Annotated in this window: 18 protein-coding genes; 8 read left to right on the forward strand and 10 right to left on the reverse strand. The window is 44.4% G+C overall.

The window, feature by feature from the left end; all coding sequences use genetic code 11:
• Positions 1 to 322 precede the first annotated feature (322 nt).
• From rnr to BLU80_RS16635, 5 genes are read right to left on the reverse strand one after another with little or no spacing between them, the layout of a single operon-like run.
• Positions 323 to 2641: a ribonuclease R gene (gene rnr, locus BLU80_RS16615; protein ID WP_091400771.1), complete on the reverse strand. Its 2319-nt coding sequence runs from the start codon at positions 2639 to 2641 to the stop codon at positions 323 to 325.
• A gap of 2 nt (positions 2642 to 2643) precedes the next feature.
• The gene (gene lpxK / locus BLU80_RS16620; protein ID WP_091400736.1) at positions 2644 to 3711 is read right to left on the reverse strand and encodes a tetraacyldisaccharide 4'-kinase; all 1068 of its coding nucleotides are present in this window, start codon (positions 3709 to 3711) and stop codon (positions 2644 to 2646) included.
• Complete coding sequence (locus BLU80_RS16625) at positions 3698 to 4297, reverse strand: 5-formyltetrahydrofolate cyclo-ligase (RefSeq protein WP_091400738.1); 600 nt, start codon at positions 4295 to 4297, stop codon at positions 3698 to 3700. Before BLU80_RS16625 ends, lpxK begins: the two co-directional genes overlap by 14 nt.
• 59 nt (positions 4298 to 4356) lie before the next feature.
• Positions 4357 to 4923 carry an RsmD family RNA methyltransferase gene (locus BLU80_RS16630; RefSeq protein WP_091400740.1) on the reverse strand — a complete coding sequence of 189 codons (567 nt, stop codon included), beginning with the start codon at positions 4921 to 4923 and terminating at the stop codon, positions 4357 to 4359.
• Positions 4924 to 4957: 34 nt separating this feature from the next.
• Positions 4958 to 5797: a DUF3822 family protein gene (locus BLU80_RS16635; protein ID WP_091400741.1), complete on the reverse strand. Its 840-nt coding sequence runs from the start codon at positions 5795 to 5797 to the stop codon at positions 4958 to 4960.
• Between the two features lie 196 nt (positions 5798 to 5993).
• On the opposite strand from BLU80_RS16635, the gene BLU80_RS16640 reads away from it, so the two are divergent.
• The 6 genes from BLU80_RS16640 (at position 5994) to BLU80_RS16665 (ending at position 12383) form a co-directional block, all read left to right on the forward strand.
• The gene (locus BLU80_RS16640; RefSeq protein WP_091400743.1) at positions 5994 to 6737 is read left to right on the forward strand and encodes a pyridoxine 5'-phosphate synthase; all 744 of its coding nucleotides are present in this window, start codon (positions 5994 to 5996) and stop codon (positions 6735 to 6737) included.
• 32 nt (positions 6738 to 6769) lie between these two features.
• Entirely contained in the window at positions 6770 to 7126 is a 357-nt protein-coding gene (locus BLU80_RS16645) for an ArsC family reductase (RefSeq protein WP_091400744.1), read from the forward strand.
• A 126-nt stretch (positions 7127 to 7252) separates the two neighbouring features.
• Entirely contained in the window at positions 7253 to 9715 is a 2463-nt protein-coding gene (locus BLU80_RS16650) for an AsmA family protein (protein WP_091400746.1), read from the forward strand.
• A 203-nt stretch (positions 9716 to 9918) separates the two neighbouring features.
• Positions 9919 to 10551 carry an ATP-binding cassette domain-containing protein gene (locus BLU80_RS16655; RefSeq protein WP_091400748.1) on the forward strand — a complete coding sequence of 211 codons (633 nt, stop codon included), beginning with the start codon at positions 9919 to 9921 and terminating at the stop codon, positions 10549 to 10551.
• The gene (locus BLU80_RS16660) at positions 10548 to 11699 is read left to right on the forward strand and encodes a hypothetical protein (protein ID WP_091400750.1); all 1152 of its coding nucleotides are present in this window, start codon (positions 10548 to 10550) and stop codon (positions 11697 to 11699) included. Before BLU80_RS16655 ends, BLU80_RS16660 begins: the two co-directional genes overlap by 4 nt.
• A 57-nt stretch (positions 11700 to 11756) precedes the next feature.
• A complete protein-coding gene (locus tag BLU80_RS16665; RefSeq protein ID WP_091400751.1) occupies positions 11757 to 12383 on the forward strand; it encodes an alpha-ketoglutarate-dependent dioxygenase AlkB family protein in 627 nt (208 codons plus the stop codon).
• 20 nt (positions 12384 to 12403) lie between these two features.
• Here the strand turns inward: BLU80_RS16665 and BLU80_RS16670 are convergent, their stop codons facing one another.
• Genes BLU80_RS16670 through BLU80_RS16680 form a run of 3 tightly spaced genes read right to left on the reverse strand, consistent with a single transcriptional unit; the run spans position 12404 to position 14545 of the window.
• Positions 12404 to 12982, reverse strand: a complete 579-nt coding sequence (locus BLU80_RS16670; protein WP_091400753.1) for a Maf family protein — start codon at positions 12980 to 12982, stop codon at positions 12404 to 12406.
• Between the two features lie 58 nt (positions 12983 to 13040).
• A complete protein-coding gene (locus tag BLU80_RS16675) occupies positions 13041 to 13976 on the reverse strand; it encodes a geranylgeranylglycerol-phosphate geranylgeranyltransferase (protein WP_091400755.1) in 936 nt (311 codons plus the stop codon).
• A 29-nt stretch (positions 13977 to 14005) separates the two neighbouring features.
• Complete coding sequence (locus tag BLU80_RS16680; RefSeq protein ID WP_091400757.1) at positions 14006 to 14545, reverse strand: KdsC family phosphatase; 540 nt, start codon at positions 14543 to 14545, stop codon at positions 14006 to 14008.
• Positions 14546 to 15060: 515 nt separating this feature from the next.
• On the opposite strand from BLU80_RS16680, the gene BLU80_RS16685 reads away from it, so the two are divergent.
• Both BLU80_RS16685 and BLU80_RS16690 read left to right on the forward strand, forming a co-directional pair.
• Complete coding sequence (locus BLU80_RS16685; RefSeq protein WP_091400758.1) at positions 15061 to 15549, forward strand: YajQ family cyclic di-GMP-binding protein; 489 nt, start codon at positions 15061 to 15063, stop codon at positions 15547 to 15549.
• 153 nt (positions 15550 to 15702) lie between these two features.
• Positions 15703 to 16443, forward strand: a complete 741-nt coding sequence (locus BLU80_RS16690) for a DUF4290 domain-containing protein (RefSeq protein ID WP_091400760.1) — start codon at positions 15703 to 15705, stop codon at positions 16441 to 16443.
• Between the two features lie 195 nt (positions 16444 to 16638).
• On the opposite strand, the gene BLU80_RS16695 is transcribed toward BLU80_RS16690, so the two are convergent.
• Positions 16639 to 17502, reverse strand: a complete 864-nt coding sequence (locus BLU80_RS16695; RefSeq protein WP_139188185.1) for a glycoside hydrolase family 25 protein — start codon at positions 17500 to 17502, stop codon at positions 16639 to 16641.
• A gap of 191 nt (positions 17503 to 17693) precedes the next feature.
• Positions 17694 to 19481 carry a translation elongation factor 4 gene (gene lepA, locus BLU80_RS16705; RefSeq protein WP_091400765.1) on the reverse strand — a complete coding sequence of 596 codons (1788 nt, stop codon included), beginning with the start codon at positions 19479 to 19481 and terminating at the stop codon, positions 17694 to 17696.
• Between the last annotated feature and the right edge of the window lie 122 nt (positions 19482 to 19603).

Raw genomic sequence — 19603 nt, forward strand, 5'->3', positions numbered from 1 at the left:
TTTAATACCGGGAAGCGGGATTACTGAAATGAAACTGCAGTTTTTTTTGGGGGGAGCAGTAAATGTTTTTGTATCCACTGTTAAAAAAGAGGAATGTGGCAACTTATATCGAGCTGCTGCATTCCTCTTTTTTTTAGTAGTTTTTTATGGAAGTATGGCCTTAATCTGCTTTAATAGCCTAACATTAATCGGTGTTTTAAAGGCCGTTTGAATTGCGTCCAACCTGCACTTCCGCATAACGCATGCTGCACGCTTTTGCCGGGGACTTCGTCACCCTTTTTATATAGTTGGTGGGTGGTTTATCCCGGCATAGGCTGCTGCGTTATTTCTCTTTTTTCTGACCCACTTTTTTTGTTTTGCTTACGGGTTTATTTTGACTCTCTTTTTTCTTTTTGGCGGGCGTCTTATGCTCTGACACGGTGGCACTTACGGGCGTCGCCCTATTTTTGTCAGCCGGTTGTCTTTCTTTGCCGTAGTTCTCTTTGGCGGATTGTCCACTCTGCAGCTCTTGCTCTCTCTTTTTTTTGCTGCTGTTTTCTGGCCGGCTCCCGGCATATCCGGATGACTTTTTTATTCCTTTATCAGCTTTTGGATGCGTTTTATCGGCTTTCTTTTTAGCGGAGGATGCAGGCTTTTGGGCGCTTTTACCCGGCCCGCTGTTCTCTTTCTCTTCTACCAGGTGGTAGTCCAGTTGCCGCTTATCCAGATTTGCAGCGACGACCTGAATGGTTACAGGGTCACCCATCTGAATTTTCTTTTTAGAAAATTCTGCCTTGAGCATATAATCAGAGGCTATATAAGCATATGGCTCCATTAAGGAGTGTATGCTGACCAGGCCTTCACATTTTTCATTGATGGTTTCCACCCAGAACCCGAAGTCGGCCACGCCGGAGACAACACCCGGGAAGGTTTCTCCCAGAAATTGCTGCATGTATTCAACTTGTTTGTATTTATTGCCGGCCCTTTCACATTCCATGGCGGCACGTTCCCTGTCACTGCAGTGTTTACATTTTTCTTCCAGCTGTTTATCATTGATCGGGTGGCCCTGCAGACAACTTTCAATAATGCGGTGTACGAGTACATCCGGATAACGCCGGATAGGGGAGGTGAAATGACAATAGTCTTTAAATCCCAGACCGTAGTGACCGATGTTGTCTGTTGTATAAATAGCCTTTGCCATGGTTCTGACGCCGAGTTGTTCCAGCAGGTGCTGCTCTGGCTTGCCGGCAGCTTGTCGGAGCATCTCATTGAAGCTCTGGGCAATCTTTTCAGGCGTACTGACATCAAAGGTGTATCCGTATTTGCGGGCAAAGGGGACAAAGCTTGCAAATTTCTCCTCATCCGGCTGATCATGTACGCGGTAGGGGAAGGGCAGCGGTGCTCCGCCTATTTTTATAGAGGAAGCATAGGAGGCTACGGCCTTATTGGCTAATAGCATCATTTCTTCAACCAGCTGATGAGCGGGTTTGCTTTCTTTAATTTCTATGCCAACCGGCTTGCCGTTCTCATCAAGTTTGAATTTCACTTCCTGACTGGAGAAGTTAATCGCGCCCTTTTCAAAACGTTCGCCCCTCAGGGTCTGTGTCATCTCCTTCATCCAGAGAATCTCTTTCTCATAGGGGCCTTTTGCGCCTTCTATAATGGTCTGTACGTCTTCATAAGTATACCGATGATCGGAATGAATAACCGTTTTGCCGATCCAGGTGTCTTTTACCTGCCCTTTTTTATTCATGATGAAGACAGCTGAAAAAGTGAGCTTTTCCTCACCCGGTCTTAATGAACAAAGGACATTGGATATTTGCTCAGGCAGCATTGGATTCACTCTGTCGGGTAAATAAACGGAAGTAGCCCTTAGAGCAGCCTCCTTATCCAGCGCTGTGCCAGGGCGGACATAGTGGCTGACATCCGCAATATGCACGCCTATTTCATACCAGCTGCGGTCAATCTTTTTAAAAGATATCGCGTCATCAAAGTCCTTGGCATCCGCCGGGTCAATGGTGAAGGTCAGCGTATCTCTGAAGTCTTTCCTTTTGCTGATCTCCTGCTCTGAAATGATGGTGGGCAGCTGCGCTGTCTCTTCTTCTACTTCCTGAGAAAAGCCAATAGTAAACCCATTATTGGTCAGCAGGGTTTTCATGGCAAAGTCGTTTTCTTTTTCCGGGCTAACGGTAGAAACAACAATGCCTTCCGGTTTTCTGCTGCGTTTATCCCAGGAGGTAAGCCTTACAATGACCTTGGTGCCATCTGGAAGATTCTGGTATTTGCCTCTGGGGATGTAAAAATCCGGCATGGGTGCCACTGAATTGGCAATAAAAAAGGCGTAATTTTCAGAGACACTTAAGGTGCCGATGAATTCAGTCTGGTGCCTTTTGATTACTTGGGTGATTTTCCCTTCCAGTCTGCCGCTCGAGCCACTTACTTTGGTGATTTTAACTTCTACGGTATCCCCGTGAAAGGCTGTCCCCTGGTCCGGATAACGAACCAGGATGTCCTTAAGATCGGGATCCTTCAGTATAACATACCCCATTCCACTACGGGTGATGTCCAGGGTGCCCACCATGGTGGAGGCTGCCCTGGCCGCCTGCGGGCTGCGGGTCTTGGATTTATGTTTGATTTTGGTGTTTCTTTTATTTTTTGACATAATCATTTCTTGTGATTGTTGATATATCGGAGGATGGTCTGGTCAAAGTCCTCCTTTTGCCGGAATAATATATCCAGCTCAATGGGTAGTATATAAAATGGCAGATCTTCCAGCTGCTGTTTGAAGGGTACTAATTTAACACTGTCTTTTTCGGTGGTTAAAATCATTTTTGCCCCGCTCGGCAGCTTCTGGAAGTTTGCCCTGATTCGTTCCATGTCTGCCTTCGTGTAATTGTGATGATCTTCAAAGGCGATTTCCATAAAATCCGGGTCCAGTTCCTTTGTATAGGCTCTCAGCGTTTTTGCCCGGGCAATGCCGTGAACCAGCAAAATATGCAAAGGCTGATCCATCTTTGCCAGATGTCCATCTTTAAGGCAATAGGGTGTCTGATAGCTAATATTACTGAAAAATACAATTTTTGGTCCGTACTTGATGAGTTCTCCGGTTATTTTTTCCTTATCTGCCAAAGAAATCTGTCGGGGGCATTTGGTGACCAGTATCATCTGGGCTCTCCTGGCAGCAGTCCGGCTGTCTCTTAAATGACCGGCCGGCAGGAAAAAATCTTCCGTAAACAGGTCGTTAAAGTCTGTCAGTAAAATAGAAAAGCCCGGTTTGACCTTGCGGTGCTGGTAGCCGTCATCCAGTAATATGACCTCGGGACCGGGTGTTGGTTCAAGCAACTGCCGGATGGCGCTGGTTCGGTCTTCGCCTACACTGATGACAGCGTCCGGGAATTTCTGATAAAATAAAAAAGGTTCATCCCCGATCCGGTCTGCACCGGTGGTGGCGTCCGCGATTAAAAATCCTTTGGTTTTTCGTTTATAACCTCGGCTAAGGGTAGCAACTCTTTTGTTTTTCAATAAGTTAAGTAGGTAAAGAACCGTAGGTGTCTTTCCTGTGCCTCCGGTGGAAAGATTGCCTACACAGATAACAGGGATCGCAAAGCTTTGAGACGGCAACAGGCCGCTGTCAAATAGAAAATGGCGCAGATAAATAACCCCGCCATAAAGCCAGGCGAAAGGCAGTAAGAGGTATTGCCAGAATTTTTTTTTGCGATTAGCTGAACTCATATAATCTTTCTGGTGTTGCACAATAGTCTAAAGGTATATCATACTGGTCAACATCTTCGATTTGGTTGACCGCTGGTAAGTAGCTGATGCCCACTTTCAGGACATCCGGCCGGCATTTTGCCAGATAGCGGTCATAAAATCCTTTGCCATAGCCCACCCGGTTGCCTTTTACATCAAAAGCAAGCAGGGGCATGATAACCAGATCCAGCTTTTGGGGATCCAGGATCTCTCCTGATTCCGGTTCCGTTAATCGGAGCCATTTCTGACTATAACGGGTCTGCGCATCCGGTAATACGGCTTCCATTTCCAGGGTTTTAAAATCCGTTCTGGGATAAGCGATCTGAATAGGAGGCTGCAAATGATTAAACAGATAATTGTTAATGTGTTCGGTGGAAACTTCAGCTGTCATGCGGATGGGTATATAACTCATGGCATAGCGGAAACCGCTGTCCTGAATCCCTAGTTTCAAAAACTGCACCATTATCTGTTCATCCATTTTGGACATTTCCACCGGATCCAGTTCAGCCCGCACTTTCTTGTAATAAGTGCGTAAAGCCTGTTTTTTATGGCTGCGTAAGATGACCATGATGGAATTGTATTATTTTTAGAATGATTATAACGGGCTGTCTGAGGACTGTTTATACTTTATGACAGCGGCCTGGTGGCACTGTTTTCTACTCTTCTGAAAAAAGAGAATACAGTAGTACCATAATTGCGCTGCATTTCAAATCCAAGGTAGCCTTCATAGTTATTGCGGGGCGTATGTTCTAGAACAAAATAGCCTTCCGGTGCGATCAGGCCGCCTGCCACAATTTTTCTTGGAAGTTCATCAATAGTGCCCAGTGCATAAGGGGGACCCGCAAAGATAAAATCGTACTGATCTCTGCAGCTTTCAATATACTGGAAGACGTCCAGTCTGAGCACTTTAGCGCCCACCACACGAAGCATCTCCATATTTTGTTGAATAAACTGGCTCATGATGGCATCTTTTTCTATGATCGTCAAATCAGCCGCGCCTCTGGAGGCCAGTTCATAACTGATGCACCCTGTTCCGCCAAAAAGATCCAGGGTCTTAATGTCTTCAAAACTGATTCTGTTATTGAGGATATTAAAGAGCCCTTCTTTGGCAATATCTGTAGTAGGCCTTGTGTGAGGCATTTTGGCCGGTGGTTTTATTTTTCTGCCACCATGTATGCCGGATATGATTCTCATAACTTTATTCCCGATTGAAAGTCCTGTAATTTATTTAACGGACATATTTATAAAAAGGCACAAAGAAGTGGGAAGGGTAGTCCGGATGTGCCGACAGGGATTGCATATGTTCCATTTTGTCCACATCAATAACCGGCACAAACTTGTAAATTTCCTTAAATAAGGCCGAATCTCCATCGATCAGGCCAGACAGGTAAACGCAGCACTGATCCGTATGATATCCTGCTTCTTTGATCGCACTTAGCAGTTGATATACCACATCTGCCCCATGATTAAAAGGCCGAGAGATAATTAACTGCAAACGCTCGCTCGCAAAGGTAGTTAAAATATAATGATCCTGGTAGAAGATCAGCAGTGCCTTTAATGGGTAGTTGTCTGTAAACCCACCCAGTTGACGGGCAATAGCTGCCTGCTTATGCCGGTGGCTGGCCCGGGCAAAGTCCTTTTGAATCAAATCAAAGAGTTCTTTGGGGACGCTATATACAAACTGGTACCCTGCGCCTGCATCGGTTAGATGTTCAAAATCTGCCGGGTCTTTGTCGATGCTTTCCTTGTAATACCTAAAATAGTCGGCTAAATGGCCGGGTTTAAATAAAGGATCAGGTATGGGTTGAACTAAATCTGTTTCCCAGCAGAGGATTACTTTTTGGTGGCTGCCTGCTGAAAGCAGGATGGTAGAATCCGTTTTTAATTGCTGCAGTAAAGTGCCGTAATCCTTTTTATCCTGTTCCTTAAAATTAAAATGCTCCAGTTGCCCTGAAGCAATATTGTCCGCTGAAAAGGTTGTCAGGGTAATATGGTTTTTCCCTAACTCCAGTTGTAAGATCCCGTTTTCAGGGGCAGATGCTTGTAATTCAAAGGTTTTCTGTAGCATATAATTCAATATAAAAAAGGTTTGTTTGCAATAATACGAAAGCTGCCCATAAATTTTTGATTAATTTTAATGTAACTTTGAGAGAAGTGGCCTGGGAATCATCCATATTGCAGCCGCAAATGTATCCGTTCAGTTGTACAATGTTTTGCTGAACTTACATGTCGGCATCCACTATCAAGTAAAATCAATATAAATTATGACCAAACTTAGTGTAAATATAAATAAAATTGCCGTTTTAAGGAATAGCCGCGGAGGAAATAACCCGGATGTACTTGCGGCAGCCATTGATTCTCAAAGATTTGGGGCACAAGGGATTACCGTGCATCCTCGGCCGGATGAACGGCATATACGCTATAGTGATGTCAGGGAAATCAGAAGGAATATCCAGGTGGAGTTTAATGTGGAAGGCAATTGTCAGGAACAGAAGTTTGTGGATCTGGTCCTGGAAGTTCAGCCCCATCAGGTAACCCTGGTACCGGACAGCGCCGGACAGATTACCAGTAATCATGGCTGGGATACGATTAAAAACCAGGATTATTTAAAAGAGATCGTGGCGGTATTTAAACAAAAAGGGATTCGGGTGAGCCTTTTCGTAGACCCCGTGGAAGAAATGGTCGCTGCCGCTGCAACTACCGGTGCTGACCGGGTGGAATTATATACGGAAGCTTATGCCAGCGGCTTTATGGAAAATCGGACCAAAGCCATTGCTCCTTATATCGCAGCTGCCGAAAAGGCCAGATCCTTAGGGTTGGGATTGAATGCGGGCCATGATCTGGATCTGAGTAACCTGAAATTCTTTAAAGATAATATTCCTTATCTGGATGAAGTGTCCATAGGCCATGCCCTGATCTGTGATGCGCTTTATCTGGGATTGGAAAACACCATTCAAATGTATAGAAGAAGACTGGCAGGACCTGCTGCAATCGTAAATCCAGCCTGAAATTTGTAACCTCTAACCTAAAAAACAATCTTATGTATATCGTTTATGGCATAAAAAACTGTAATACCGTTAAAAAAGCCCTGGATTATCTCAGTCAGCATGGAGTAACCTATTCTTTTCATGATTATAAAAAAGCTGGGGTGACAAAAAAGCTGTTATCCAGCTGGTCCGCACAAATAGGGTGGGAACCCCTGATTAATAAAAAAGGCACTACCTGGCGGGCCTTGGATGAAGCGACCAAAAACAGCATCACTAGTAAAGCGGCCGCCTTTGACCTGGCTATTGCCAAAACCAGTGTTATTAAAAGACCGTTGATTGAACTGGATGGCAAAGTAATTGCATTAGGTTTTGATGAACAGACATACGACAATATAGACTGGCATTCCTAAGGCCTTCCTGCCTTTGAGCTTTGCAGTCGGGGAAAGCGGTGCATACAATAAGTTACTGCTGAATTGAAGTAGGTCGATGCAGATGGGAATTGACTTTATCCACCCGAAAACACCGTTTAAGTAAATATGGAAGCGGCAACCAAATCTCCACGTAAGTTCCCAAGGTGGGCAAAAATCACTGCGATTTCTGTAGGCGGGATATTCATACTACTGATTCTCATCTGGCTGTTAGCCGGATGGTATATCAACAGTCATAAGCAGGCGCTGCTGGAGAAACTCACCAGTTCCGTCAGTGAGCATATTGACGGGAAGTTTACGGTCCGGGATATGGATCCGGCCTTCTTTAAGGGGTTTCCGGATGTCGCCCTGGAATTACAGGATGTCACTTTAACCGATAGCCTGGACAGGATTTACCACAAGCCTTTAATGCAGTTTAAATCAGTATATGTGAAGTTTAATCTGTTTTCCCTGGTGGGGGGAGATCCGCAAATCCGAAAAGTGACAGTGTCGGACGGACAGGTCAATCTTTTTACTGATTCTACGGGGTATTCCAATGGATATTTATTAAAAAAGAAACCGGGCTCACCCGCTAAAAAAAATAAAAAGGAGGTACATATTGCCAATTTCGCCCTGGAAAACATCCAGTTCACTTTTGATCATAAGATTAAAAACAAGAAGATCCAGATACTGATCAAGACTTTTGACGGGGCCGCCACCGAAAAAAATAACCTGATGCATATTGTTGCCGGTGCCTGGTTTCATATTCGTCAGTTGGGCTTTAATTTGGACAAGGGCGGCTATCTGGTGGATAAGGACTTTAAAGGAAAAATGCGGCTGGTGTATGACCGGGCAAAAGGGCAATTGCAATTGCCTTTTCAGCAACTGGTGGTGGGCAGTACGCCCATGAAGCTCGCTGCTACTTTTGATTTTAAGGCAGCAAAACCGGGATTTAAAATTGAGGTGGATGCTTCCAAAATCAGCTACAAAGAAAGCTTGTCCATATTAAGCAAGAGTATTGCGGATAAATTAAGACGTTTTAATCTGGCTAGTGATATTTCCCTGCAGGTTTCTTTAAACGGAAAGTTCAGCTCGCCCGACACACCTCTTGTTCATGCCAGATGGCAGACAACGGGCAATGATTTTCAGACAAATTTCGGGGTGCTTAAAAAGGCAAGCTTTGCCGGATCCTTTAACAATGAGGTGGTTGCCGGCAAGGGCAGGGGAGATGATAATTCAGCGATAACGGTCAATCATTTGACGGCAAACTATATGGATATCCCAATTATTGCCGATAGTATACGCCTGATGAACCTGATTCATCCTTTGCTTGATTTTAACTTAAGCAGCGGATTCGCGGTAGAAAAACTCAATACGGCGCTGAATCAGACCTTTAATTTTACCAAAGGTACAGCAGAATTAAAAGTACATTATCATGGTGGGGTAGCCACCATTGATACATTGGGCCACAGCATTACCGGAGGACTGAAAATTAAAAATGCGGCCTTTACCTATGTTCCCCATAATGTTCACTTTAGTGAAGGTTTCATCGATCTGGATTTAAATGGTCGCGACCTGGTGATTAATAACAGTACTTTGTCTACAGGCAAAAGCGATATCGAGCTGCATGGTATTGCCAGGGACTTTTTAAATGTATATTTTGATGATCCTCAGAAAGCTTCCTTTGAGTGGTATCTGCATAGTGATACGTTGAACCTCGCTGAATTTAAAGGACTGACGCAGGTAAAAGCAAATAAAACGGCCAGTCAGCAGCGCAGGCAGTATCATAAAGTGAATGAAAGACTGGCTTTAATGATGGAGAAGAGTTCCATGAAGATTCACGCTTCCGTAAGCCGGCTGTACTATAGTTCATTCACGGCCAGAAATGTTAAGGGGGTGCTGGAATTAAAACAGGATAAAATTAATTTATCCCCTATTTCCATGCAGTTTGCGGATGGTTCTTTGGATGCGGCCATTTCCATGGAACCGGATTCCGTGGAGGTTCCCTTTAAGCTGTCCGCTAACCTGAACGGCATCAATACTTCCAAACTTTTCTACGGGCTGGATAATCTCGGCCAGAAAACCCTGACGTCCAAAAATATAGCAGGAGAATTTTCCGGGAAAATAAATATCAATGGCCGGTTAAATAACCAGTCTGACATTGTAAAGAGAAGTCTCTCCGGAGTGGTGTCCTTTAACCTGAAAAACGGAGAGCTGATAAATTTCGGGCCTTTTGAGACCATTCAGAAATTTGTATTCAAACGCCGTAATCTGGATCATATTTATTTTGAGCCTGTATCCAATACGCTGACCATCAAAAACGGTAAGGTGAATATCCCGGAAATGAATATCCAGTCCACCGCCATTAATCTGAGTCTGAATGGGACTTATGCCTTTGAACGCGGAACGGATATAGGAATTGTAGTGCCGCTGCGCAATCCGCAAAAAGTGGCAGAACGCCGGGCCAAAGGATTAAAGCCCCGAAAAAACAAAGGTATTGTTTTATATCTGCGGGCCAGAGACGATAAGAACGGAGACGTGAAAATCGTCTGGGATCCGCTGCATAAGGGGCCGCAGGGCGAGGATGATTGATCCGCATCTTAAACGACTTAGGTCGCGGTAAAAGCCACTGAATGAACGGATTCCCGCTTCATATTTCAACCAATTGCCAGGTTGTGTCATTGCCGTTTATGGAATATAATTGCTGTTTTGTGATGCCCGGACTATTTATTTTAAAGGAAGCGTTTACTTTTAAAATTGAATCGGTATCCATTTTCTGATTAAAGGCAGATCTCATGATTAAACTGTTGAATTTCCGTAAAAAATATCACTTAGTGACCGTTTTGGATCTGGCGGATTGGCAATTTGAAAAAGGGATTTATCATCTCAAAGGCGCCAACGGATCCGGGAAAAGCACCCTGTTACAATCCATTGCGGCCAGATTGCCTTTTGAAGGAGATATACTGATCGGTGGAAACCGGATCAAGAAAAGTCCGAAAAAGTGCAGGGCGGATGTGAGTTATGCGACCGGCGAACCCTTGTTTCCCGAATTTATAAGCGGCGAAGATCTGTATGATTTTTTCTTGAAAACAAAAGGCAGCCCCGCCTGGTCTTTAGAGGAGCTGATGGAAGGGTTTGGGACAGCTGGATTTCTACAGGCACCTACCGGAACTTATTCCAGCGGGATGCTGAAAAAGCTGGAACTGTTGCTGGCTTTTACGGGCCATCCAAAGTGGATATTACTGGATGAACCTTTTAACGGGCTGGATATAGCTGCCGGCTCCGTATTGACAGAATATGTAAATGATTTAAGCAGCCGGTATGGTGTGGGATTTATTATCGCATCCCATCAGCACCATGAGGCGCTGTTAGCCGGCGGATCTGAAAAGGTCGTTCTGCTGGAAAACGGGAAATTAAAATTCGTATGAGTAAGTATAATACAGCGCAGGCCTTGGACTCCCGCCTTGGAATGGATGCATTTATGCGCAGATTATTCATGGCGCCCTTTTATAAACAGCATGCCGGTAGTTTCCTGTTTTTATTTGTTTTGTTTTTAGGGAGTTTTATGTTTATCAACTACCTGGGGAAAATGTCGTCAGGGGATAGTTTTTTCTGGCATTTTATACTGCTGATTTTTTTAGTGACCCATCAGTTTATGGTTCTGTTGTTTTTGGTCGTATCGGCGGGTTATCTGATCAAATCCAGGCTTTTCGTTAAGGGGCTGATGATGAGCCCCGCCTACTATTTTTTACGGGACAGTCTTGGCAGCCTGAATCAGAAAAAGCAGTGGTGGCACTGGTTTAAGTTGCAGATCTCTCTCAGCCTGCCGCTGCTGATCTACGGCGTGGCCTGCCTGATTATGTCGATATTTAAAGGGGTGGTGCTCTATGGTATGATCATAACGGTTTTCCTTATATTGGGGATGGCGGTAATCGCCAGTCTGAACTTCCGCCAGTTAATAAGAGTGCCCTGCGTGAAGGTACCTTTTGTCAATAGTTATATAAAAGTAAGATGGAACCAGACGATGTGGATGGCTTTGATGTATTGTCTGAAAAAAGAGCGGACCGCATTATTGCTTACCAAAGGCGGCAGTGTTATTTTAGCCCTTTTAATGGTACACTGGCAAAAGGAACAAATCATGACCAGCCGGCAGTGGTGGCTGAGTTTTCTATTGATAGGTGCGGCTCATGTGGTGCTTGGATTTAAGACTTCCTTATTTATGGAGACCCGTTTTAAGCAGTTAATGGGGCTACAGACGGGCTTTATTCAGGGTTTTTTATTTTCCGTGCTGCCTTGTTATATGCTGTTGTTATTACCTGAATTACTGATTGTAGCGGGTGGGGGATATTTTCACTATGCAGTAACCGGATATTTCTCGGAACTGATCCTGTTATTTTTCTATCATTATTTTTCTGCCTACCTTGAATATGAATTAAAGGCGCTGCTGAAATCGGGATTTTTGTTGCTGTGCGTGGCTTTTGTCCTTACCTTATACGGATGGTTTTGGCTGGTGCTGACGGGCTATTTTGTTATAAGTGTAGCATTATATGGCAGGAGATATTTTTGTCTGTCCTAAGCGAAAGCTTGTTCAATCAATGGATGGTAGTGAACTATCTTTTAAAATGGAAATTAAATGAATTTATTTGAAGCGCATGAGATGACGGATCCGGCTATAAACCGGCTGCCCTATGACGGGGAGGTGTATTATCACGGGGTGATCATGCCCAAAACAAAGGCGGATTTTTATCTTAAGGAGTTGCTGGAAAACATCAACTGGCGTAACGATGAGGCCGTGATTTACGGAAAGAAGATTGTTACCAAACGAAAGGTGGCCTGGTATGGAGATCAGCCCTTTAGTTATACCTATTCGAACACGACGAAGTATGCACTGCCCTGGACCAAGGCACTTTTGGAGCTGAAGCAAACAATAGAAAGCAAGGCCGATGAATCTTTTAATTCCTGTCTGCTGAATCTCTATCATAGCGGACAGGAAGGGATGGCCTGGCATAGCGATGCAGAGACGGATCTTAAAAAAAACGGAGCCATTGGTTCCCTGAGTTTTGGGGCAGCCCGTAAATTTGCCTTTAAACATAAAAAAAGCGCAGAGAAAGTGGAGATCCTGCTGGAACACGGCAGCTTACTGATCATGACGGGGACTACGCAGAGCCACTGGCTGCACCGTTTGCCGCCAACCAAAAAAATAGGAGCCCCACGGGTAAATCTGACTTTCCGTACGATCGTAGCAGGGCAAAACCTGTAGTGGTGAACTTTTTGTAGGATTTACCGCAAATTCAGGGCGTCCAGCCTCTTTTTAACGGCACTCACGGGCAGCCCGACTACGTTGTAATAATCGCCCCGGATATAGTCTATTCCAACCATGCCGATCCATTCCTGGATGCCATAGGCCCCTGCTTTATCCATGGGAGCGTATTTGTCAACATAATAATTGATATCATCATCGGTCAACAGGTTAAAGTGGACATCGGTTTTAACGGCAAAACCGTGTGGCGTGTCCTGGTAATACAAACAGACGCCGGTTACCACCTGATGTGTTCTGCCGGACAGGCTTCTTAAAAAAGACCTGGCCTGACAAGCGTCCACTGGTTTTCCAAGTATCTGGTCATCCAGCGCTACAATGGTGTCAGCAGCCAGGATAACCGCCGGTGACGTTTGTAAGGCGGCGACTGCCTTTGCCTTATTGATCGCAATATGTACCGGAATTTCCTCAGTGGAGAGTCCTTTGGGGTAATCTTCCGGCGTATCGGCCGTCTGAACAGAAAAGGCAATACCCAAAGCCTCCAGCAGTTGTTTTCTTCTGGGGGATCCGGAGGCCAGGATGAATGGTTGTTGTGCTGACATAAGTGATTGGTAAAGTGGTGAGAAGGACGGGGGATGATCCCGGTTTGCCGTATCCCTATTAAATATGCAGGATTAAAAAGAGCATGGTCAGTATACCTGTTAACATAATCCATTTCACCAGACTGCTCATTTCATGGAAATCTTTTCCTTCCCTGGATTTTAATAATTGTTTAAAGAGTTTGACTGAAGGCACGATCAAAAGAGCCGCACAGTAAATGGCGCTGAGCCACCATCCGAACTGCAGTACATAAATGGTCATAATGCCAAGCAGCGCCAGCAGCACGACCAGCCAGACCGCCACAAAAATCCGGGCGGCATTCATGCCAAAAAGGATGGGGAACGTTCTGCAGCCGTATTTACTGTCACCGTTGACGTCTTCCATGTCTTTGATCACTTCACGTATAAGCGCCAGAATAAAAGCAAATCCCGCGTACAGGAAGGTCAGCCTGGTGATTTTAGAAAGAGGCAGACCGGAGCCTTTGGCAAATAACAAATTGGTCTCACAGAAAGTGACCACAAGGACCGTCCAGGCCGTCAGCAGGGCAATTAAGATATTGCCTGACAGGGGCTTCCTTTTCAGGACAATGGAGTAGATGAATAACAGTACAACGCAGAGTAAATTTGTGAGTCCCAGTAAATAGGCGTGGGTCTTAAATTCAATAAACAGGCCTAATAAAACGCCGCCCAGGCTCAGTAGAATATGCCACAGGATCGCCCAGTGCCGATGAATAAATTTGCTGATGATGACCTTCTGCGGCTTATTGATCAGGTCAATATTGATATCAAAATAATCGTTGATAATATTGCCGCCGGCGGCAATCAGAACGGAAGAAAACGCCAGTAAATAAATATAGCCCCCGGCAAGGTTAGGTGTGCTACCGGCTTCATGGAAGGCGGGAATAATGACCGTAAATTCAAAAAGCACCTGGGTGATGAAAATAAAAACCAGGTTGGGCCAGCGAATGAGTTTTATAAAAGCTTGAATGCCTGACATGCCAAAAATGGAGGTTTTCCTTAAAAGATTTACTTCGCCTGAATATTGGTCGTTAAAGGCCAGTTGTTTTGCAGCTTCAGTGTTTTTTCGATCACATCTCTGACACAGCCCGCTCCGCCTTTAACAGGAGACAGATACGCCGCCAGGGCTTTAATCTCATTACAGGCGTCGGCAGGACAGGTTTTAATGCCGACAAGTTGCATGAGTTCATAATCGGGGATATCATCACCCATAAAAAGCACGCCAGCGGGATCCAGCCCGAAATCATTGATAAAGGCCTGAAAGCAGGCAACTTTATCCTTTACATCCATAAAAACATGCTTTACGCCCAGATCATGTAACCTTTTGCCGGCTCCGGTATCCTTACCTCCGGAGATGACAGCCACCGGGTAGCCGAGTTTAACGGCCAGCTGTATGGCATAACCATCGCGTACACTCATGGTTCTGGCCATGACAATCTTGCCGTCAATATTGAAATCAGGAAGGAGTAATATAGAGTTGTCAGTCATAACTCCGTCAATATCAAAGACAAATGCTTTTACCTGTTTAAATAGTTCAAGAGCGTTCATTTTCCGGGAATTTTGGGTCTGTATACCAACAAAAGTAAAATTAAAAAGCCAAAAGGGGCGTTATGTTTCAATAAATTCTTATTTTTGTAACCAGCCAGCCCGCTGGTTTTTAACTGATTTCCCAACTTTGTTACGAAATAGGACGCTTTTTAGGACTTTTCCTGAAAAAAAGCGGATATTGCACGGGAAGTCCGGATCAAATCAAGCCTGACAAAAGCAAATAGGCGTGTAACAGCAAATGCCGCTCAGATCTACCAAGTCATCCTGATGTACCTTCCCGGTTTAGTATTGTATCTTTGAGGGGAATAAAGGTTTTATAAAGGACAGCCCAAAGCTGAATAGAATAGCTTGATCTTTAATCGCTGGCGAGATTTTTGTAATTATAGACATGAATAGATTTTTGAAATTATCCGGGTATCTGCGTCTCCAGGTTGTATGCTTTCATATAGCTGGCTGATGATTGAATCAGAAACCCGTTACCATAGCAAATTTTTTGTAAAACATCGTATAGATATATGCCTTCATTTGATATTGCCTGCAAGGTCGATTTACAGACCCTGGATAATGCAGTAAATACCGTTAAAAAGGAAGTAAGCAACCGTTTTGACTTCAGAGGTTCACCGGTAGAGGTAACCTTGGATAAAAAAGCTTTTGTCATCCATCTGGAAGTGGAATCAGAAATGAAAATGAAACAGCTGATTGATGTACTGATCAGCCGCTCCATGAAACAGGGAATTGACCCATCCGCCTTTAATTTTGATAAAGATGCTTTTCCCAGTGGAAAAGTCATCAAAAAAGAAGTGCCGGTTCAAAACGGATTAGACCAGGCAGATGCTAAAAAAATCGTAAAACATATAAAAGATGCCGGATTAAAAGTCCAGGCTCAGATAATGGATGACGTTGTCCGGGTGACTGGCAAGAAAATAGATGATTTACAGGCGGTTATCCAGTCTCTTAAATCTTCGGATATTAAACTCCCACTGACCTTTATAAATATGAAATAACCAGCTATAACCGGCTGCGGTTTACCTGAGCTGCTGGCAAAAAGCAGTGAATTGGCTAAAATGACGACCCTTTGTTGTCAAGGCCTTGATTCATGCGGGTGCGTATCTGCAATTTGTCAGCAAAATAAATTAATTTTGCAATTCAATAATTTTATGGAATACAATACTGCGCGTAGCGGCCTTACAATGAAAGAGTATGGTCGTCACATCCAAAAAATGGTAGATTACCTGCTGACCATTGATGATAAAGAGAAAAGACAGGAACAAGCCGGCGTTTTAATTGAACTGATGGGTTTTTTGAACCCTCATCTTAAAAATGTAGAGGATTTCAGGCATAAACTCTGGGATCACCTCTATTATATGAGCGATTTTAAACTGGATGTGGATAGCCCTTATCCTATCCCTACCCGGGAAAATTATAAAGTTAAACCGGATCCGCTGCCTTATCCTAAAAGATATCCAAGGAAAAAACACCTGGGTAAGAATATAGAAGTAGTGGTGGAAAAGGCCCTGGCTGAGGAAAATGAAGAGAAGAGACAGGGACTGGCCAATGCGGTGGCTTATTATATGAAGCTATCTTATAATAACTGGCATAAGGAAACCGTTTCTGATCAGGTGCTGCAAACAGAGCTGGATATATTAAGTCACGGGCAGCTCACCTTTAATAATGCGCCATATATCCGTAAGGAACTGGAAGATTTTAAACCGAGCTTCTCCCAGATCAATACGGGTGCCAGAAAAAGCTACACGCAGCGTAACAACAATAACAACAACAATAATAACCGGAATAACAATAACCGCGGCAATAATAACAACAACAATAATAACAGAAACAACAACCGCGGCAATAACAATAATAACAGAGGAAATAACGGTTTTAAGAAGCGTTACTAGTTTCACTCCCCCTCCCAAAAATAAAATTTCTGATCGTCCTCAGGCAGCTAACTTCCCTGCCGGCACCCTTTGCTTAAAATATGCTGGGTTGGCCGGAAAAAGAATTGATCTGAGGACGATTTTTTTTAAAATCCTTGCCATGCGTAAGGTATGCTTTCCCTATGGTGAAGAGTTATGGCAGATCAGAACCCTTTTTTATGGCGTATCTGTTTTGCGCAGCAGCTTTCTAAAATCGCTGCTATCTCCCGTGAATACATTAAAATCCACCAGTTTTTTAATGCCATAGACATGGCCCTGTTCGCTATGTTGCCAGAATAGCCAGTCTCTGTCGGTCCTCGGGCGCTTCAGCTCAAAATAATGGGCTACCCATAAAGGATAATTATCAAAATGGCCGTCCAGATAATCATTGTAGAAGCTGGCATAGGTATAAATAATGGGGCGCTGTTTATAATAGTGTTCCAGGCTGTCCAGCATTACCTGTAATTCTTTTCTGAAAAGAGATGGTGCAACATTGTACCGCTGCTCGATGTCTATAACGGGTGGTAAGGTGCTTTGTTCTCTGGGCACATGTCTGATAAAATTGGCAGCCTGCAAGGCGCCGCTTTTGCCGGGAATAAAAAAATGGTAGGCGCCTCTTGGTATGGCTAACAGGCCCGCCTGAAACCAGTTATCCGTAAAACTCTTATCCACCAGTTGATAGCCTTCTGTGGCCTTGATAAAAACAAACCCAATCCTTACGTTCTCCGATTCCATGGATTTTACCATTGGCCAGTTGATTTTACCCTGATGATGGCTGACATCAATACCATGGATTTCATATCCGGTTGGCAGGTCAATACCGAACTCCTTATAGTGGGCAAAATAGGTGTCTTTGTTCCTGCGGACATTGTAGATATATAATAAAACGGAGAAGACAAAAAGTCCGAGTGTTGTCCAGCCAAGGATCTTCCAGAACCGGCCAGTCCCTGATTTAGCCGCTGCGCCTGTTTTTGGTCTTTTTTTATTTACTGACCTGCTGGTATTATTTTTTTGTCCTGTCTGTTTGTTGCCGGTTGCCATCTGCAGCAAAGTTAAAGGTCGGTGAGGGAAAATCTATCCTTTTCAGGGAAGATAAATAGAAAAGATTTTTATCTGATATCAATTAAGTATAAAGCCCTTGTAAGCCAGGGCGGCAGTCAAAATAAAATGGCAGCCGCTTCACTCAGCGGCTGCCATTGTGTATGGGTCATGCTTTTTAGTACATTCAGGATTTATTCGTCCAGTTTAAGTACGGCTAAAAAGGCTTCCTGAGGTACTTCTACGTTACCGATCTGGCGCATTCTTTTCTTACCTTCTTTTTGTTTTTCCAGTAGTTTACGTTTTCTGGAGATATCCCCCCCGTAACATTTTGCCGTAACGTCTTTACGCATGGCACTGATGTTTTCTCTGGCGATGATCTTGGCGCCGATGGCTGCCTGGATGGCAATCTGGAATTGCTGACGCGGCAGCAGCTCTTTCAATTTTTCACAGAGCTTCCGGCCAAAATCCTGGGCACGGCTGCGGTGAATCAGGGCACTGAGTGCATCTACTTTCTCATTGTTGAGCAGGATATCCATTTTGACGATATCGCTGGCTCTGTAGTCCAGTGGGGTATAATCAAAGGAAGCGTAACCTCTGGTCTGACTTTTAAGCTTATCATAGAAATCAAAGACGATTTCTGTAAGGGGCATCTCAAAGGTCAGTTCAACCCTGGTTTGTGTCAGGTACGTCTGGTTGGTCAAAGTCCCTCTTTTGGATAGGCAAAGGGTCATGATATTGCCGGTATAGTCTGACTGGGTAATAATCTGTGCCCGGATAAAAGGCTCTTCAATCCGGTCCAGTTTAGTGGTTTCCGGCATCTGCCCCGGATTGTTGACAATGATTTTCTCGTCCCTTGTCGTATAAGCTATAAAACTAACGTTGGGAACCGTTGTGATAACGGTCTGGTTAAACTCCCGTTCCAGTCTTTCCTGGATAATCTCCATATGCAGCAATCCCAGAAAGCCGCATCTGAAGCCAAAACCCAGTGCCTGGGAGGTTTCCAGCTCATAGGTCAGAGAGGCGTCATTCAGCTGTAGCTTATCCATACAATCCCGTAACTCCTCAAAATCCTCTGTTACCACCGGGAAGATCCCGGCAAATACCATGGGTTTCACTTCTTCAAATCCTTTGATGGAAGTTCCGGGGTTTTCGGTGAGCGTAATGGTATCACCTACCTTTACTTCTTTGGCATTTTTAATACCGGTAATGATATAACCCACATCACCCGCCTTAACTTCTTTGGTGGGTTGTAACCCGATGCCTAATTTTCCGACTTCGTCGGCGTAATATGTCTGACCGGTATTGATGAATTTAATTTTATCTCCCTTCTTAATAGTACCGTTAAAGACACGGTAATAGGCGATAATACCCCTGAAAGAGTTAAAGACACTGTCAAATATCAGCGCCTGTAAAGGTGCTGTGACCTCTCCGGTAGGAGCGGGAATCCTGTCAACGATAGCCTGCAGTATTTCCTCGATGCCGATACCGGTTTTTCCGCTGGCCAGTAATATTTCCTCTTCCTTGCAGCCGATCAGATCTACGATCTGATCCTTGACTTCGGGAATCATCGCGCCATCCATATCGATTTTATTGATGACCGGGATGATCTCCAGGTTATTATCGATGGCCAGATAAAGATTGCTGATGGTTTGAGCCTGGATGCCCTGCGTGGCGTCCACCAGCAGAAGGGCGCCTTCACAGGCTGCCAGGGCGCGGCTGACTTCGTAACTGAAATCCACGTGACCGGGTGTATCAATCAGGTTGAATATATAGGTCGTGCCATTCATGGCATATTCCATCTGAATGGCCTTACTTTTAATGGTAATTCCTTTTTCTCTTTCCAGGTCCATATCGTCAAGCACCTGGTTGGTCATCTCACGCTCACCCACCGTCTTGGTATGTTCCAAAAGGCGGTCTGCCAGGGTGCTTTTACCGTGGTCAATATGTGCAATTATGCAGAAATTTCTTATTTGCTTCATCTGGCGGCAAAGATAACAAGGGTATTTTGAATTTTCATGCTTATTTACTGAATTCCACAGGCACCGCTTCAGTCGCAGCGCGGTTTGCTTGTAAATAGTTGAAATTCAGTAATAAACAGAAG

Origin of the sequence: Arachidicoccus rhizosphaerae (genome assembly GCF_900107765.1) — a bacterium.
In the GTDB taxonomy this organism is placed as follows: Bacteria; Bacteroidota; Bacteroidia; order Chitinophagales; family Chitinophagaceae; genus Arachidicoccus; species Arachidicoccus rhizosphaerae.

What these genes read in the sequence shown, in the direction of transcription:
- BLU80_RS16625 (WP_091400738.1), bottom strand. Translation starts at nt 4,297, where the DNA reads ATGGTCATCTTACGCAGCCATAAAAAACAGGCTTTACGCACTTATTAC.
- BLU80_RS16645 (WP_091400744.1), top strand. Translation starts at nt 6,770, where the DNA reads ATGTATATCGTTTATGGCATAAAAAACTGTAATACCGTTAAAAAAGCC.
- BLU80_RS16635 (WP_091400741.1), bottom strand. Translation starts at nt 5,797, where the DNA reads ATGCTACAGAAAACCTTTGAATTACAAGCATCTGCCCCTGAAAACGGG.
- BLU80_RS16690 (WP_091400760.1), top strand. Translation starts at nt 15,703, where the DNA reads ATGGAATACAATACTGCGCGTAGCGGCCTTACAATGAAAGAGTATGGT.
- rnr (WP_091400771.1), bottom strand. Translation starts at nt 2,641, where the DNA reads ATGTCAAAAAATAAAAGAAACACCAAAATCAAACATAAATCCAAGACC.
- BLU80_RS16655 (WP_091400748.1), top strand. Translation starts at nt 9,919, where the DNA reads ATGATTAAACTGTTGAATTTCCGTAAAAAATATCACTTAGTGACCGTT.
- lepA (WP_091400765.1), bottom strand. Translation starts at nt 19,481, where the DNA reads ATGAAGCAAATAAGAAATTTCTGCATAATTGCACATATTGACCACGGT.
- BLU80_RS16670 (WP_091400753.1), bottom strand. Translation starts at nt 12,982, where the DNA reads ATGTCAGCACAACAACCATTCATCCTGGCCTCCGGATCCCCCAGAAGA.
- BLU80_RS16630 (WP_091400740.1), bottom strand. Translation starts at nt 4,923, where the DNA reads ATGAGAATCATATCCGGCATACATGGTGGCAGAAAAATAAAACCACCG.
- BLU80_RS16650 (WP_091400746.1), top strand. Translation starts at nt 7,253, where the DNA reads ATGGAAGCGGCAACCAAATCTCCACGTAAGTTCCCAAGGTGGGCAAAA.
- BLU80_RS16660 (WP_091400750.1), top strand. Translation starts at nt 10,548, where the DNA reads ATGAGTAAGTATAATACAGCGCAGGCCTTGGACTCCCGCCTTGGAATG.
- BLU80_RS16675 (WP_091400755.1), bottom strand. Translation starts at nt 13,976, where the DNA reads ATGTCAGGCATTCAAGCTTTTATAAAACTCATTCGCTGGCCCAACCTG.
- BLU80_RS16640 (WP_091400743.1), top strand. Translation starts at nt 5,994, where the DNA reads ATGACCAAACTTAGTGTAAATATAAATAAAATTGCCGTTTTAAGGAAT.
- BLU80_RS16665 (WP_091400751.1), top strand. Translation starts at nt 11,757, where the DNA reads ATGAATTTATTTGAAGCGCATGAGATGACGGATCCGGCTATAAACCGG.
- BLU80_RS16680 (WP_091400757.1), bottom strand. Translation starts at nt 14,545, where the DNA reads ATGAACGCTCTTGAACTATTTAAACAGGTAAAAGCATTTGTCTTTGAT.
- BLU80_RS16695 (WP_139188185.1), bottom strand. Translation starts at nt 17,502, where the DNA reads ATGGCAACCGGCAACAAACAGACAGGACAAAAAAATAATACCAGCAGG.
- BLU80_RS16685 (WP_091400758.1), top strand. Translation starts at nt 15,061, where the DNA reads ATGCCTTCATTTGATATTGCCTGCAAGGTCGATTTACAGACCCTGGAT.
- lpxK (WP_091400736.1), bottom strand. Translation starts at nt 3,711, where the DNA reads ATGAGTTCAGCTAATCGCAAAAAAAAATTCTGGCAATACCTCTTACTG.